The organism is Kitasatospora sp. NBC_00039 (assembly GCF_045160625.1).
GTDB lineage: Bacteria > Actinomycetota > Actinomycetes > Streptomycetales > Streptomycetaceae > Kitasatospora.
Window position 1 is genome coordinate 6860606 of the sequence record NZ_CP108289.1, and the last position, 13974, is coordinate 6874579.

The following is a 13974-nucleotide window of genomic DNA, read 5'->3' on the forward strand; positions in this document are numbered from 1 at the left end:
GCGTCCCCGATTCAGCAGGGCCGCAAAGCCGACAGCCGTCGCACCCAGGGAGAAGCCCCATGGCCGCTGCAGCCGCCCCGTCCATCACTCCGCAGAGCCGCGCGGATGCGTTGCGTGAGGCCCTCGCCACCCGTGTGGTGGTGGCCGACGGTGCGATGGGCACCATGCTCCAGGCGCAGGACCCGTCGTTGGAGGACTTCCAGGACCTGGAGGGCTGCAACGAGGTCCTCAATGTGACGCGGCCCGACATCGTGCGTTCGGTCCATGACGCGTATTTCGCGGTGGGTGTGGACTGTGTGGAGACCAATACGTTCGGGGCGAACTTCTCGGCGCTGGGGGAGTACGACATCTCGGAGCGGGTTTTCGAGTTGTCCGAGTCGGGTGCGCGGATCGCGCGGGAGGCGGCGGACGCGTTTGCCGTGGACGGCCGCACGCGGTGGGTGCTCGGCTCGATCGGCCCCGGCACCAAGCTGCCCACCCTCGGCCACGCCCCGTACGAGGTGTTGCGGGACGGCTTCCGGCAGAACGCGGCCGGCTTGGTCGCCGGCGGCGCGGATGCGCTGCTGGTGGAGACGAGTCAGGACCTGTTGCAGACCAAGGCGGCCATCCTGGGTTGCAAGCGGGCGTTGGCGGAGGCGGGCCTGGATCTGCCGGTGCTGGTGCAGGTGACGGTGGAGACGACCGGCACGATGCTGCTGGGGTCGGAGATCGGCGCGGCGCTGGCGGCGTTGGAGCCGCTGGGTGTGGACTTCATCGGCCTGAACTGTGCGACCGGGCCGGCGGAGATGAGTGAGCACCTGCGCTACCTGGCCAAGAACGCGAAGATCGGCCTGTCCTGCATGCCGAATGCGGGCCTGCCGGTGCTGGGCAGGGACGGCGCCCACTACCCGCTCTCCCCGTCCGAGCTGGCGGACGCCCATGACGTGTTCACCCGCGAGTACGGCCTGTCGTTGGTGGGCGGCTGCTGTGGGACGACGCCCGAGCACCTGCGCCAGGTGGTGGAGCGGGTGCAGGGCCGCCCGGTCGCCGGCCGTGATCCGCGCCCGGAGCCCTCGGCCGCCTCGCTGTACCAGGCGGTGCCGTTTCGTCAGGACACCTCGTACCTGGCGATCGGTGAGCGGACCAACGCCAACGGGTCGAAGAAGTTCCGCGAGTCGATGCTGGCCGGGGACTGGCAGGCGTGTGTGGAGATCGCCCGCGAGCAGATCCGGGACGGCTCCCACCTGCTGGACCTCTGCGTTGACTACGTCGGCCGCGACGGTGTCGCTGACATGAAGGAGATCGCCGGCCGCCTCGCGACTGCGTCGACGCTGCCGATCGTGCTGGATTCCACGGAGCCGGAGGTGTTGCGGGCGGGTCTGGAGGCGCTCGGTGGCCGTGCCGTGCTGAACTCGGTCAATTACGAGGACGGTGACGGCCCGGACACCCGGTTCGGGCGGATCGCGTCGCTGGCGCGTGAGCACGGCGCCGGCCTGATCGCGCTGACCATCGACGAGGGCGGGCAGGCCCGTACCGCCGAGACCAAGGTGGCCATCGCCGAGCGGCTGATCGGGCAGCTCACCACCGAGTACGGCATCGACGAGGGCTCGATCCTGGTGGACTGCCTGGCGTTCACCCTGGGCACGGGCCAGGAGGAGTCCCGCCGGGACGGCATCGAGACCATTGAGGCGATCCGTGAGCTCAAGCGTCGTCATCCGGGCGTGCAGACCACCCTGGGCCTGTCCAACATCTCGTTCGGGTTGAGTCCGGCGGCGCGTGTGGTGATCAACTCGGTGTTCCTGAACGAGTGTGTGGAGGCCGGGTTGGACTCGGCGATCGTGCACGGGTCGAAGATCCTGCCGATGGCGCGGATTCCGGAGGAGCAGCGTGAGGTGGCGCTCGATCTGGTCTACGACCGCCGAAGCGAGGGCTACGACCCGTTGCAGAAGCTGCTGCAGCTGTTCGAGGGTGTCTCCTCGGCGTCGGTCAAGGCGTCCAAGGCGGAGGAGCTGGCCGCGCTGCCGCTGGAGGAGCGCCTGCAGCGCCGGATCATCGACGGTGAGCGGGGTGGTTTGGAGGCCGACCTGGACGAGGCGCTGACGGAGCGTGCGGCGCTGGAGATCGTCAACGGCACGCTGCTGGCCGGGATGAAGGTGGTCGGCGAGCTGTTCGGCTCCGGCCGGATGCAGTTGCCGTTCGTGCTCCAGTCCGCGGAGGTGATGAAGACCGCGGTGGCGTATCTGGAGCCGCACATGGAGAAGTCCGACGACGAGGGGAAGGGCACGATCGTGCTGGCCACGGTCAAGGGCGACGTCCATGACATCGGCAAGAACCTGGTCGACATCATCTTGTCCAACAACGGCTACACCGTGGTGAATCTGGGCATCAAGCAGCCGGTTTCGGCGATCCTGGATGCCGCGCAGGAGCACAGGGCGGACGTGATCGGCATGTCGGGTCTGCTGGTGAAGTCCACTGTGATCATGAAGGAGAACCTGGAGGAGCTGAACCAGCGCAAGCTGGCGGCCGACTTCCCGGTGATCCTGGGTGGGGCGGCTCTGACCCGGGCCTATGTCGAGCAGGACCTCCACGAGATCTACGGGGGCGAGGTCCGCTATGCGCGGGACGCGTTCGAGGGGCTGCGGTTGATGGACGCGTTGATCGCGGTCAAGCGTGGCGTGCCGGGGGCGGTGCTGCCGGAGCTGAAGCAGCGCCGGCACGCCCGGGTGGAGGTGACGGAGGCGGAGGAGGTCAGCCTCGGGCAGGTCCGCTCGGACGTGGCGGTGGACAACACCGTGCCCGCCCCGCCGTTCTGGGGCGACCGGATCGTCAAGGGCGTGCCGTTCGCGGACTATGCCTCCTGGCTGGACGAGGACGCGTTGTTCAAGGGCCAGTGGGGCCTCAAGGCGGCTCGCGGCGGCGAGGGGCCCTCGTACGAGGAGCTGGTGGAGACCGAGGGCCGGCCGCGGCTGCGGATGTGGCTGGACCGGCTGCAGACCGAGGGCTGGCTGGAGGCGGCCGTGGTCTACGGCTACTACCCGGCCAACTCCAAGGGCGACGACCTGATCGTCTTCCACGAGGACGGCTCCGAGCGGACCCGCTTCACCTTCCCGCGCCAGCGGCGCGGGCGGCGGTTGTGCCTGGCGGACTTCTTCCGTCCGGAGGAGTCGGGCGTCAAGGACGTGGTCGGTCTCCAGGTGGTCACCATGGGCAACCGGATCTCCGAGGCCGCGAACGAGCTGTTCGCGAACAACTCCTACCGCGACTACCTGGAGCTGCACGGCCTGTCGGTGCAGCTGGCGGAGGCGTTGGCGGAGTTCTGGCACGCCCGGGTCCGTTACGAGCTGGGCTTCGGCGACGAGGACCCGCAGGACGTGCGGGACATGTTCGCGCTCAAGTACCGGGGGGCCCGGTTCTCGCTGGGGTACGGGGCCTGCCCGGAGCTGGAGGACCGCGCCAAGATCGCGGAGCTGCTGCGGCCCGAGCGGATCGGTGTGGTGCTCTCCGAGGAGTTCCAGCTCCACCCCGAACAGTCCACCGACGCCATCGTCATCCACCACCCGGAGGCCAAGTACTTCAACGCGCGGTAGTCCGGACGTCGCGTACCGTTCGCCCTTTTCGGGCGGTCGGGGCGTATCCTGGATCATCCTGAACGGGCCGGTCCGCTCAACCAGCGGGCCGGCCTGTGCCATCCCCAGGAGCCGGCGCCCCGGTCGCGCCCCCCGGGGGTACCGACGGAAGGACCCCGCCATGACGACCATCTCCACCGCCACCCGCGTCCTCGACCACGGCGACGGCCGGGGCCTGCAGGCGGTGCTGCTGGACATGGACGGGACGCTGGTCGACACCGAGGACTTCTGGTGGCAGGCCGAGGCCTCGCTCTTCGCCGAGCTGGGCTACGCGCTCGACGAGAGCGACCGCGCCCAGCTCGTCGGCGGCCCGATGAGCCGGGTGATCGACTACCTGCTCGCCAGCACCGGCGTGGACATCGCACCGGCCGACCTCACCGTCCTGATCAACCAGCGTTTCGTGGACCTCCTGGCCGGCGGCGTGCCGCTCATGCCGGGCGCCGAGCGGCTCCTCAACACCCTTGCCGCGCACGGCGTTCCGGCCGCCCTGGTGTCCGCCTCGCACCGCCACGTCATCGACATCGTGCTGCAGTCGCTGGGCGCGCACCACTTCGCGTTCTCGGTCGCCGGTGACGAGGTGCCGCGCACCAAGCCGCACCCGGACCCGTACCTGGAGGCGGCGCGCCGGCTGGGCGCCGAGCCGGGCCGCTGCGTGGTGGTGGAGGACGCGCCGACCGGCGTCCGCTCGGCCGAGGCGGCGGGCTGCCCGGTGATCGCGGTGCCGACGGTCGCGGTGATCGAGCCGGCCCCGGGGCGGCTGGTGCTGTCCTCCCTGGAGCAGGTCGATCTTGAACTGCTCCGCTCGCTGGTCGCCTCGCGAGTGTGATTGTCGTCTCATTGCGGATGGGGCCTACTGACCGGTAAGTGGTCACCGCTGTCCGCCACCACGGCCCGCCCGGGGAGAAAACGGGCATTGGCTGACAACTCGTGGGACGGCCGCTTCCGCACCCGCCCTCCCGTGTCCCAACTGTCACCTGTACGGGTATCGGTGGTGCGTGTTCGATATGGCACGCTACTCCAGTTCGTTCCCCACCCCCGAGCCCTGCACCGCCGCTGACGGGCAGCCCCGTCCTGCCTGCGGTCGCACGGCAACCGGTCCGCGCGCGCCACACACCCGGTAGGCGCACCCCACCGCGGGCCGGCCGGCCCCCCGGCCGGACCGCACCCAGAAGGACGCGACCCGTGAAGACTTCAGCTCGAAGACTGGCAGTGCTCGGCTGTGCCGGGCTGGTGACCGTCTCGGTGGCCGGCTGCGGATCGGTCACCGACGCCGTCAACGGGGACACCGCCAAGTCGATCACCATGGGCACGACCTCGGTCACCAACGTGATGGACCCGGCCGGTGCCTACGACTCCGGCGCCTGGCTCGTCCTGCGCAACACCTTCCAGTCGCTGCTCGTCTACCCGGCCGCCTCCAGCGCACCCAACCCGGACGCCGCGCAGTCCTGCGAGTTCACCGGCGGCGACGCCATGCTCTACCACTGCACGCTCAAGGGCGGCCTGAAGTTCTCCAACGGCCACCCGCTCACCGCCGCCGACGTGGTCTACTCCATCGCGCGGACCAAGAAGATCAACGACCAGAACGGCCCGGCCGGCCTGCTGGACACGATCAAGTCGGTCGAGGCCAAGGGCGACACCGAGGTGATCTTCCACCTCTCCCAGCCCGACGCCACCCTCCCGGCCAAGCTGGCCACCCCGGCCGGCGCCATCGTCGACCACCAGGTCTTCCCGGCCGACCAGCTGCTGGCCAACGACAAGCTGGTCGGCTCCGGCCCGTACAAGATCGACTCGATCGAGACCATGAACGCCGAGGGCGGCACCAAGGTGCCCGGCAAGGTCGTGCTGACGCCCAACGGCAGCTACGCCGGCGACGCCAAGCTGCGGAACAAGAAGTTCACCGTGCGGTACTTCGACAAGGCCGCCGAGCTGAAGGTCTCGCTCGACAAGGGCGAGATCGACCTGACCGACAACAGCCTGGAGCCCAACACCGCGGCCCAGGTCCGCTCCGAGCAGCAGGGCGGCAAGACCGACCTGCAGGTCGTCGAGGGCGACAGCAACGACACCCGCAGCCTGGTCTTCAACACCAAGGACGCGACCACCGGCAACGTCGCCGTCCGCCAGGCCGCCGCCCAGCTGGTCGACCGCAAGACCCTCGCCCGCGACGTCTTCGCGCGCACCGTCCAGCCGCTCTACTCGATGGTCCCGGCCGGCGTCACCGGCCACAACACGTCCTTCTTCGACAAGTACGGCGACCAGGACGTCAACAAGGCCAAGGCGATCCTCGCCGCGGCCAAGGTCCCGATGCCGGTCAAGCTGAGCCTCACCTGGTCCCGCTCGCGGGCCGAGAGCGCCGAGGCCGACACGCTGAAGAAGCAGCTGGAGGCCGGCGGCGTCTTCCAGGTGACCGTCCAGCACGAGGCCGACTGGGAGGCCTTCAAGAAGGGCTGGACCGAGGGCAGGTACCAGGCGTACACCGTCGGCTGGTTCGCGGACTACCCGGACGCCGACAACTACATCGCGCCGCTGATCGTCGATGGCGGGGCCTACCACCACGGCTGGGACGACGGGCGGATCAGCCAGAAGCTGGTGCCCGAGGGCCTCAAGCAGGCCGACCGCTCCGCCGCGGCGTCGAGCTACGCGCAGATCCAGGCCATCGTCGCCGACAACGTGCCGCTGATCCCGCTCTTCCAGAACAAGTCCTTCTACGCCTCGAAGCCGTACATCACCGGCGTGGAGTCGACCATCGACACCACCGGCGTCTTCCGCTTCTGGGAGATCGGCCGGATCGGCAAGTAGCCGGCCGGCGGCGTGCAGTGGCCCGGGAGACCGGGCAACCCTCAGCACGGTGGCCCGTCCGCTCCCCCAGGGTGCAAGGGGAGTGGACGGGCCACCGTCATGTCCGCCCGTGGCGCCCCGGGCACGGTGCTCGGAGCAGCCGTGCCCGGGGCGCGGTGCTCAGAGCGCGCCCGGGCGCACCAGCCCGCTCTCGTAGGCGTACACCGCCGCCTGCACCCGGTCGCGCAGCTGAAGCTTGGTCAGCACGTGCCCCACGTGGGTCTTCACGGTGGTCTCGCTGACGAACAGCTCCGCCGCGATCTCCGCGTTCGACAGGCCCCGCGCCACCAGCTTCAGCACCTCCAGCTCACGCTCGGTCAGCGCGTTCAGCGCCTGCGGCGGCGCCTCGTCGCCCGAGGGCAGCTTGGTGGCGTACATGTCCAGCAGCCGCCGGGTGATGCTCGGCGCCAGCATCGCCGCGCCGTCCGCGACCACCCGGATCGCCTGCACCAGCTCCTCGGCCGGCACGTCCTTCAGCAGGAAGCCGCTGGCCCCGGCGCGCAGCGCCTCCACGACGTACTCGTCCAGGTCGAAGGTGGTCAGCACCAGCACCTTGGCCGGGCCGTCCCGCCCCGGGCCGGCGATCCGGCGGGTCGCCTCCACGCCGTCCATCCTGGGCATCCGGATGTCCATCAGCACCACGTCGGGCTGGAGCGCCCGCACCTGGTCCAGCGCCTGCTGACCGTCGCCGGCCTCGCCGACCACCACCAGGTCGGACTCGGCCTCCAGGATCATCCGGAAACCGGTGCGCAGCAGCGGCTGGTCGTCGACCAGCAGCACTCGGATCGTCACCTAGGACTCCTTGCTCATGGATCCCCCGTGGGATCGTCTTCGTCAGACACCGTCTTCGACGGACGTACGGGCCAGCGGCAACGGGTACGGCGGGGGAGTGCCGCCGAACTCCGGGCAGCTGGCCTGGTGGTCGCACCAGTCGCAGAGCCGGTTGCGGGTGGCCGGGAACTCCCCGGTGGCCACCGCCTCGGTGATCCGCTCCCAGAGCGCCCGCAGCTTGCGCTCCACCGCGAGCAGGTCCGTCTCGTCCGGGTCGTAGCTGACCACGTCCCCGCCCCCGCCGAGGTAGACCAGCTGCAGCCGCTTGGGGATCACTCCCTTCCACCGCCAGACCACCAGGGCGTAGAACTTCATCTGGAACATCGCCTTGCCCTCGAAGTCACGCGAGGGCGCGCGGCCGGTCTTGTAGTCCACCAGCCGGACCTCGCCGGTGGGCGCGACGTCGACCCGGTCGATGTAGCCGCGCAGCAGCAGCCCCGAGTCCAGGGCCGTCTCCACGTACAGCTCCCGCTCCACCGGGTGCAGGCGGGTCGGGTCCTCCAGCCGGAACCAGCGCTCGACCAGCTTCTCGGCGTCGGCCAGCCAGCGGGTCAGCGCCGCGCCGTCCGGATCCTCGGGGAACAGTGACACCAGCTCCGGGCGCTCGCCCAGCAGCCGCTCCCACTGCGGGCGCAGCAGCCCCAGCGCCCGCTCCGGCGTCCGCTCGGCCGCCGGGCTGTCGAAGAGCCGCTCCAGCACCGCGTGCACCAGGGTGCCCCGGGTCGCCGCCGCGCTCGGCGGCTCCGGCAGCCGGTCGATCACCCGCAGCCGGTACAGCAGCGGGCAGGTCAGGAAGTCCCCCGCGCGGGACGGGGACAGGCCGGTCGGAGGTGCCGCCGGCCGGGCCGGGGCCGCGGGGGCACTGCTGGTGTCGGTCTGCTGCATACCCCGACCCTATTGCCCTGTGCTGTCATCCCGCTGCCACGGTGCTGCCACACGGCCTTTCCAGTGGGTATGAACCCTGGGGAGGGGCGCGCGGTGTCCCACCGCCACGATCACGTAGCGTGGGCGCACCGGCGCGCGGTGCACGACGGGGGAACCGACCGAAGGGATCACGGTGAGCGACAGCAGGGGTCCGCAGACCTCCGACCAGCCACCGCACGACGGCAGGGCCCGGCCCGGACCGCCCGAGGAGCCCGAGCGCCGCAACGGCATCCTGATGGGCCGCCCCTTCGGCGTGCCCGTCTACGTCACCCCCTCCTGGTTCGTCATCGCGGCCCTGATCACCTGGGTCTTCGGCGGCCAGCTCGACCGCGTCCTGCCCGGGCTCGGCGCCACCCGCTACCTGGTCGCGTTCTCCTTCGCCGTCGCCTTCTACGGCTCCGTCCTCGTCCACGAACTCGCCCACACCGTCGTCGCGCTCCGTTACCGGCTCGGCGTGCGCCGCATCCAGCTCCAGTTCTTCGGCGGCGTCTCCGAGATCGAGAACGAGGCCGAGAGCCCGTGGCGGGAGTTCTGGCTCGCCTTCGTCGGGCCCCTGCTCTCGCTGCTGCTCGGCGGCCTCTTCTACCTCGCCATGCAGGCCGTCGAGCTCTCCAGCGTCCCCGGGGTGCTGCTCACCGGCCTGATGGTCTCCAACCTCGTCGTCGCCGCGTTCAACCTGCTGCCCGGACTGCCGCTGGACGGCGGCCGGATGCTGCGCGCCGTCGTCTGGGCGGTCACCGGCCGCCCGATGGCCGGCACCGTCGCCGCCGCCTGGTCCGGCCGCGTCCTGGCCGTCGCGGTGCTGATCGGCCTGCCGCTGGTCAGCTCCGCCCGCGGGGTCGAGCGCTCCACCAGCGACACCATGATCGACGCGGTGCTGGCCGCCGTCCTCGCCGCGCTCATCTGGACCGGCGCCGGCGGCAGCCTGCAGAACGCCCGGCTCAAGGAGGCCCTGCCCGGCCTGCGGCTGCGCGACCTCACCCGCCGGGCCGTCAAGGTCACCGCCGACACCCCGGTCGGCGAGGCGGTCCGCCGCGTCCGTGAGGACGACGCCGGCGCGGTCGTGGTGATCGACGGCCGCGGCGACCCGATCGGCCTCGTCAGGGAGTCCCAGATCCGCGCCATCCCGGAAGAGCGCCGCCCCTGGGTCGCCGTCGGCGCCCTGGCCCGCGACCTCGAACCGGGCCTGCGCCTCGCCGCCGACCTCACCGGCAACGACCTGCTGCGCGCCGTCCGCGCCACCCCCGCCACCGAGTACCTGGTCGTCGAGGCCGACGGCACGGTGTACGGCGTCGCCTCGCGCACCGACATCGAGCAGCGCCTGAACGCCGCCGTCACCGGCCGCTGAAAGGCCCGCCCGGTAAGCGGCGCCGCCGCCGGAACGATCACCTGGTAAGCCGGACGGCCCGCTTCCCTTAGGATTGTCCGCATGTCCGAACCGACCGGTGCCACCCGCCGACGCGGGCCCTTCCAGGTCGGGGACCAGGTCCAGCTGACCGACCCGAAGGGCCGCCACTACACGTTCACGCTCCAGGCCGGGAACCAGTTCCACACCCACAAGGGTGCGTTCCCCCACGACGAGCTGATCGGCGCCCCCGAGGGCACGGTCGTGCGCACCACGGGGAACGTCCCGTACCTCGCGCTGCGCCCCCTGCTCCCCGACTACGTCCTGTCCATGCCGCGCGGCGCCGCCGTGATCTACCCCAAGGACGCGGGGCAGATCCTGGCCATGGCCGACATCTTCGCCGGCGCCCGCGTCGTCGAGGCCGGCGTCGGCTCAGGCGCGCTCTCCAGCTACCTGCTGCGCGCCGTCGGCGACACCGGCATGCTGGCCTCCTACGAGCGCCGGCAGGACTTCGCCGACATCGCCAAGGGCAACGTCGAGCGCTACTTCGGCGGGCCGCACCCGGCGTGGAAGCTCACCGTCGGCGACCTCCAGGACAACCTGGTCGAGACCGACGTCGACCGCGTCATCCTCGACATGCTCGCCCCCTGGGAGTGCCTGGACGTCGCCTCCAAGGCGCTCGTCCCCGGCGGCCTCATCTGCTGCTACGTGGCCACCACCACGCAGATGTCCAAGACCGTCGAGGCGCTGCGCGAGCACGGCACCTTCACCGAGCCGCAGGCCTGGGAGACCATGGTCCGCACCTGGCACCTGGAGGGCCTGGCCGTCCGCCCGGACCACCGGATGATCGGCCACACCGGCTTCCTGCTCACCGCCCGCCGCCTCGCCGACGGCGTCGAGCCGCCGCTGCGCCGCCGCCGCCCGGCCAAGGGCGCGTACGGCGAGGACTACGACAACGGCTCGACCGAGCCCAGCCTCCAGGAGCGCGCCGCGGCCCGGGCCGCCTCCCGCGCCACCGAGGCGGAGCCCGCCGACCTCGGCTGACCCGTACGCCCGACAGGGGTGGTACGCCGGGCACTCCGCCCGCGTACCACCCCTTCGTGCTACCCACACCCGGGCCACCCCGCGCCCGCCCCCATGTGGGACGATGCTCGCTCACACCGACCCACGCGCACACATTCCCGCTGGAGGGGACGCCTGGTGGAGACCGCGGTCACGGCGACGGCAGAGCAGCAGACACCACAGGGCCGCAGCGGTCCCGCACACGCCCGGTCCGCCCCCTGGCACTGGGCGCTGGCGACCGCCGGCTGCGCGGCGGTCGTCGCCACCGCGCTCGCCGCCGACCCGGCCACCGGCACCCCGGCGCCCGCCCGGGCTGCCGCCAAGGCCCTCCCGGCCGCCGCCGCCCCCGACCCGGCCCGGGCCGAACTCCCGCTGGACTGCGGGCCGTTCCCGGTGAAGATATCCGTCAGTTTCGCCGCCGACCTCGGCGACGGCCGCCCCGGCACCGTCGCTGCCGCCCACTGCGCGGCCGAGACCGGCACCCCGCCGGACGCCGTCTACCTGCTCGGCCCCGGCACGGGCGGCAAGCCCGTGGTGCTGGCCACCCTGCTCTCCGAGGGCGAGAACCTCACCGTCGGCCGGCTCGGCCTGCGCAGCGACGGCGTCATCACCGGCCACGCGCAGGGGTATTCCAGCGACGACGTCCCGCGGTTCAGCCCGGACATCTCACTGGACCTCACCTGGACGCGCAAGGGCGGCGGCTGGGACCGCTCCCAGACCACCGCCCCGCTGACCCGGACCTGACGGTCATTCGCCCGCTCGCCCCGAATGCCCGGGGCGCGGCTACTCGGCGTCCGGCCCGTACACCTCGACCCGGTCGGCGACCCGGCGCACGTGAATGCAGTCGCCCGGGCACTCCTTCGCCGAGTCCACCACGTCCTGAAGCAGCGTCAGCGGCACCGGAGCCGTCTCGCCGGGCTGCTGGCGCAGCTCGTCATCGGACCCCTTCACGTAGGCCAGCCCGTCGATGTCGAGCTCGAAGACCTCGGGCGCGTACTGCACGCAGATGCCGTCACCGGTGCACAGATCCTGGTCGATCCACACCTCCAGCGGTTCGCTGGCCGCCGCCTCTTCGGTCACCGACATGGTCCCCTGCCGTTTCTGTCCCGGGTCGCCCCTTATCGGAGGCAATCCCGCCATTCGTACAACGATCGGACCGGAAGTCTCGGTCGCGATCGGATATCGACTCGCTCGACGATACATCTGGTCCGCTTTGGGCGGTGCGCGGTGGGTATCCCCTTAGCAGAGGGGAAGCACGCGAGGGCGAAGATCGGACACGCCCGTTCCATCTTTCTTGATCTAGGGGTTTACGGACCCCTGGTCCCAGGTAGGGTCTGGAAGCGTCCAGCTCCCCGGAGGAGGTGAGGACCGTGGCAGCCCACGATGACGACTACAACCGCAGCACCGGCAGGCCCGCTCGTGGTTCCGACGAGGCCGCTCAGGTCTCGTACCTTGAGCAGGAAATCGCCGTGCTGCGCCGCAAGCTCGCCGACTCGCCGCGCAATTCGAGAATCCTCGAAGAGCGGATCGTCGAGCTCCAGACCAACCTGGCCGGCGTGACCGCCCAGAACGAACGGCTCGCCTCCACCCTGCGCGAGGCCCGCGACCAGATCGTGGCCCTCAAGGAGGAAGTGGACCGGCTGGCACAGCCCCCGGCCGGATTCGGCACCTTCCTCAGCCGGAACGAGGACGGCACCGCCGACATCTTCACCGGGGGGCGCAAGCTCCGCGTGAACGTCAGCCCCAACGTCGACCTCGACGAACTGCGGCGCGGCCAGGAAGTGATGCTCAACGAGGCCCTCAACATCGTGGACGCGATGGCCTTCGAGCGCATCGGCGACATCGTCACCCTCAAGGAGATCCTCGAGGACGGCGAGCGCGCCCTGGTCATCGGCCACACCGACGAGGAGCGGGTGGTGCGCCTCGCCGAACCGCTGCGCGAGATCACCATCCGGGCGGGGGACGCCCTCCTGCTGGAGCCCCGCTCCGGCTACGTCTACGAGGTCGTGCCCAAGTCCGAGGTCGAGGAGCTGGTCCTCGAAGAGGTCCCGGACATCGACTACCGCCAGATCGGCGGCCTCAGCAACCAGATCGAGCAGATCCGCGACGCGGTCGAGCTGCCCTACCTGCACGCCGACCTCTTCAAGGAGTACGAGCTGCGCCCGCCCAAGGGCGTGCTGCTCTACGGCCCGCCCGGCTGCGGCAAGACGCTGATCGCCAAGGCGGTGGCCAACTCGCTGGCCAAGAAGGTCGCCGAGGTGACGGGCCGGCCCCAGGGGAAGAGCTACTTCCTCAACATCAAGGGCCCCGAGCTGCTCAACAAGTACGTGGGCGAGACCGAGCGGCAGATCCGCCTGGTCTTCCAGCGGGCCAGGGAGAAGGCGAGCGAGGGCACGCCCGTCATCGTCTTCTTCGACGAGATGGAGTCGCTCTTCCGCACCCGTGGCTCCGGTGTCAGCTCGGACGTGGAGAACACCATCGTCCCGCAGCTGCTCGCCGAGATCGACGGCGTGGAGGGCCTGGAGAACGTCATCGTCATCGGCGCCTCCAACCGCGAGGACATGATCGACCCGGCGATCCTGCGGCCCGGCCGCCTGGACGTCAAGATCAAGATCGAGCGCCCGGACGCCGAGGCCGCGAAGGACATCTTCTCCAAGTACCTCAAGGGCACGCTGCCCTTCCACCCGGACGACCTCAAGGAGCACGACAGCTCCGTCGAGGCGACCGTGGAGGCGATGATCCAGTCGGTGGTGGAGCGGATGTACTCCGAGACCGAGGAGAACCGCTTCCTGGAGGTCACCTACGCCAACGGTGACAAGGAGGTCCTGTACTTCAAGGACTTCAACTCCGGCGCGATGATCCAGAACATCGTCGACCGCGCCAAGAAGATGGCCATCAAGGACTTCCTCGACCACGGCCAGCGCGGTCTGCGCGTCTCCCACCTGCTCGCCGCCTGCGTGGACGAGTTCAAGGAGAACGAGGACCTGCCCAACACCACCAACCCGGACGACTGGGCCCGGATCTCCGGCAAGAAGGGCGAGCGGATCGTCTTCATCCGCACGCTGGTCACCGGAAAGCAGGGCGCCGAGTCCGGCCGCTCGATCGACACTGTCGCCAACACGGGGCAGTACCTGTAACCGCACAGCTCCCGGGCCCGCAGGGTCCGGGCCGGCATGCGGTCCCGGAACAGCACGCACCCCGTCCGGCTGTGGCGCCTCGCGGCCCCGCAGCCGGACGGCGCGTCTCGGGACCCGCCTGTCGGTGCCGCGTTCTAGGCTCGACCCACCGCGCGCGGGCACATCGCCGGCGCCGGTGTTGTTCAGCGGTACGTCAGCGTGTTCCGCCCGTGGGGGGCGGCACACCGGGCAAGGA

Annotated in this window: 10 protein-coding genes; 7 read left to right on the forward strand and 3 right to left on the reverse strand. The window is 70.7% G+C overall.

Annotated features, from left to right (window positions below):
• Nucleotides 1–59 precede the first annotated feature (59 nt).
• From metH to OG286_RS30590, 3 genes are all read left to right on the forward strand, one after another.
• On the forward strand, nt 60–3566 hold the full coding sequence (gene metH, locus OG286_RS30580) for a methionine synthase (RefSeq protein WP_405359336.1): 3507 nt from the start codon (nt 60–62) through the stop codon (nt 3564–3566).
• Between the two features lie 160 nt (nt 3567–3726).
• The gene (locus OG286_RS30585; RefSeq protein ID WP_396321811.1) at nt 3727–4431 is read left to right on the forward strand and encodes an HAD family hydrolase; all 705 of its coding nucleotides are present in this window, start codon (nt 3727–3729) and stop codon (nt 4429–4431) included.
• Nucleotides 4432–4787: 356 nt separating this feature from the next.
• On the forward strand, nt 4788–6401 hold the full coding sequence (locus tag OG286_RS30590; protein WP_396321810.1) for an ABC transporter substrate-binding protein: 1614 nt from the start codon (nt 4788–4790) through the stop codon (nt 6399–6401).
• Between the two features lie 159 nt (nt 6402–6560).
• Here the strand turns inward: OG286_RS30590 and OG286_RS30595 are convergent, their stop codons facing one another.
• Nucleotides 6561–7232: a response regulator transcription factor gene (locus tag OG286_RS30595; RefSeq protein WP_030242805.1), complete on the reverse strand. Its 672-nt coding sequence runs from the start codon at nt 7230–7232 to the stop codon at nt 6561–6563.
• Nucleotides 7233–7274: 42 nt separating this feature from the next.
• Nucleotides 7275–8156 carry a RecB family exonuclease gene (locus OG286_RS30600; RefSeq protein ID WP_396321809.1) on the reverse strand — a complete coding sequence of 294 codons (882 nt, stop codon included), beginning with the start codon at nt 8154–8156 and terminating at the stop codon, nt 7275–7277.
• Between the two features lie 172 nt (nt 8157–8328).
• On the opposite strand from OG286_RS30600, the gene OG286_RS30605 reads away from it, so the two are divergent.
• The 3 genes from OG286_RS30605 to OG286_RS30615 all read left to right on the forward strand — a co-directional run bounded on the left by OG286_RS30605 (nt 8329) and on the right by OG286_RS30615 (nt 11346).
• Nucleotides 8329–9543, forward strand: coding sequence for a site-2 protease family protein (locus OG286_RS30605; RefSeq protein ID WP_396321808.1), 1215 nt, complete (start codon nt 8329–8331; stop codon nt 9541–9543).
• Nucleotides 9544–9624: 81 nt separating this feature from the next.
• The gene (locus OG286_RS30610; protein WP_396321807.1) at nt 9625–10584 is read left to right on the forward strand and encodes a tRNA (adenine-N1)-methyltransferase; all 960 of its coding nucleotides are present in this window, start codon (nt 9625–9627) and stop codon (nt 10582–10584) included.
• 156 nt (nt 10585–10740) lie between these two features.
• Nucleotides 10741–11346: a hypothetical protein gene (locus OG286_RS30615; RefSeq protein WP_396321806.1), complete on the forward strand. Its 606-nt coding sequence runs from the start codon at nt 10741–10743 to the stop codon at nt 11344–11346.
• A gap of 39 nt (nt 11347–11385) precedes the next feature.
• On the opposite strand, the gene OG286_RS30620 is transcribed toward OG286_RS30615, so the two are convergent.
• Nucleotides 11386–11688, reverse strand: a complete 303-nt coding sequence (locus OG286_RS30620) for a ferredoxin (RefSeq protein ID WP_405359332.1) — start codon at nt 11686–11688, stop codon at nt 11386–11388.
• A 284-nt stretch (nt 11689–11972) separates the two neighbouring features.
• Between OG286_RS30620 and arc the strand changes: the two genes are divergently transcribed.
• Nucleotides 11973–13739: a proteasome ATPase gene (gene arc / locus OG286_RS30625; RefSeq protein WP_396321804.1), complete on the forward strand. Its 1767-nt coding sequence runs from the start codon at nt 11973–11975 to the stop codon at nt 13737–13739.
• Nucleotides 13740–13974 lie beyond the last annotated feature (235 nt).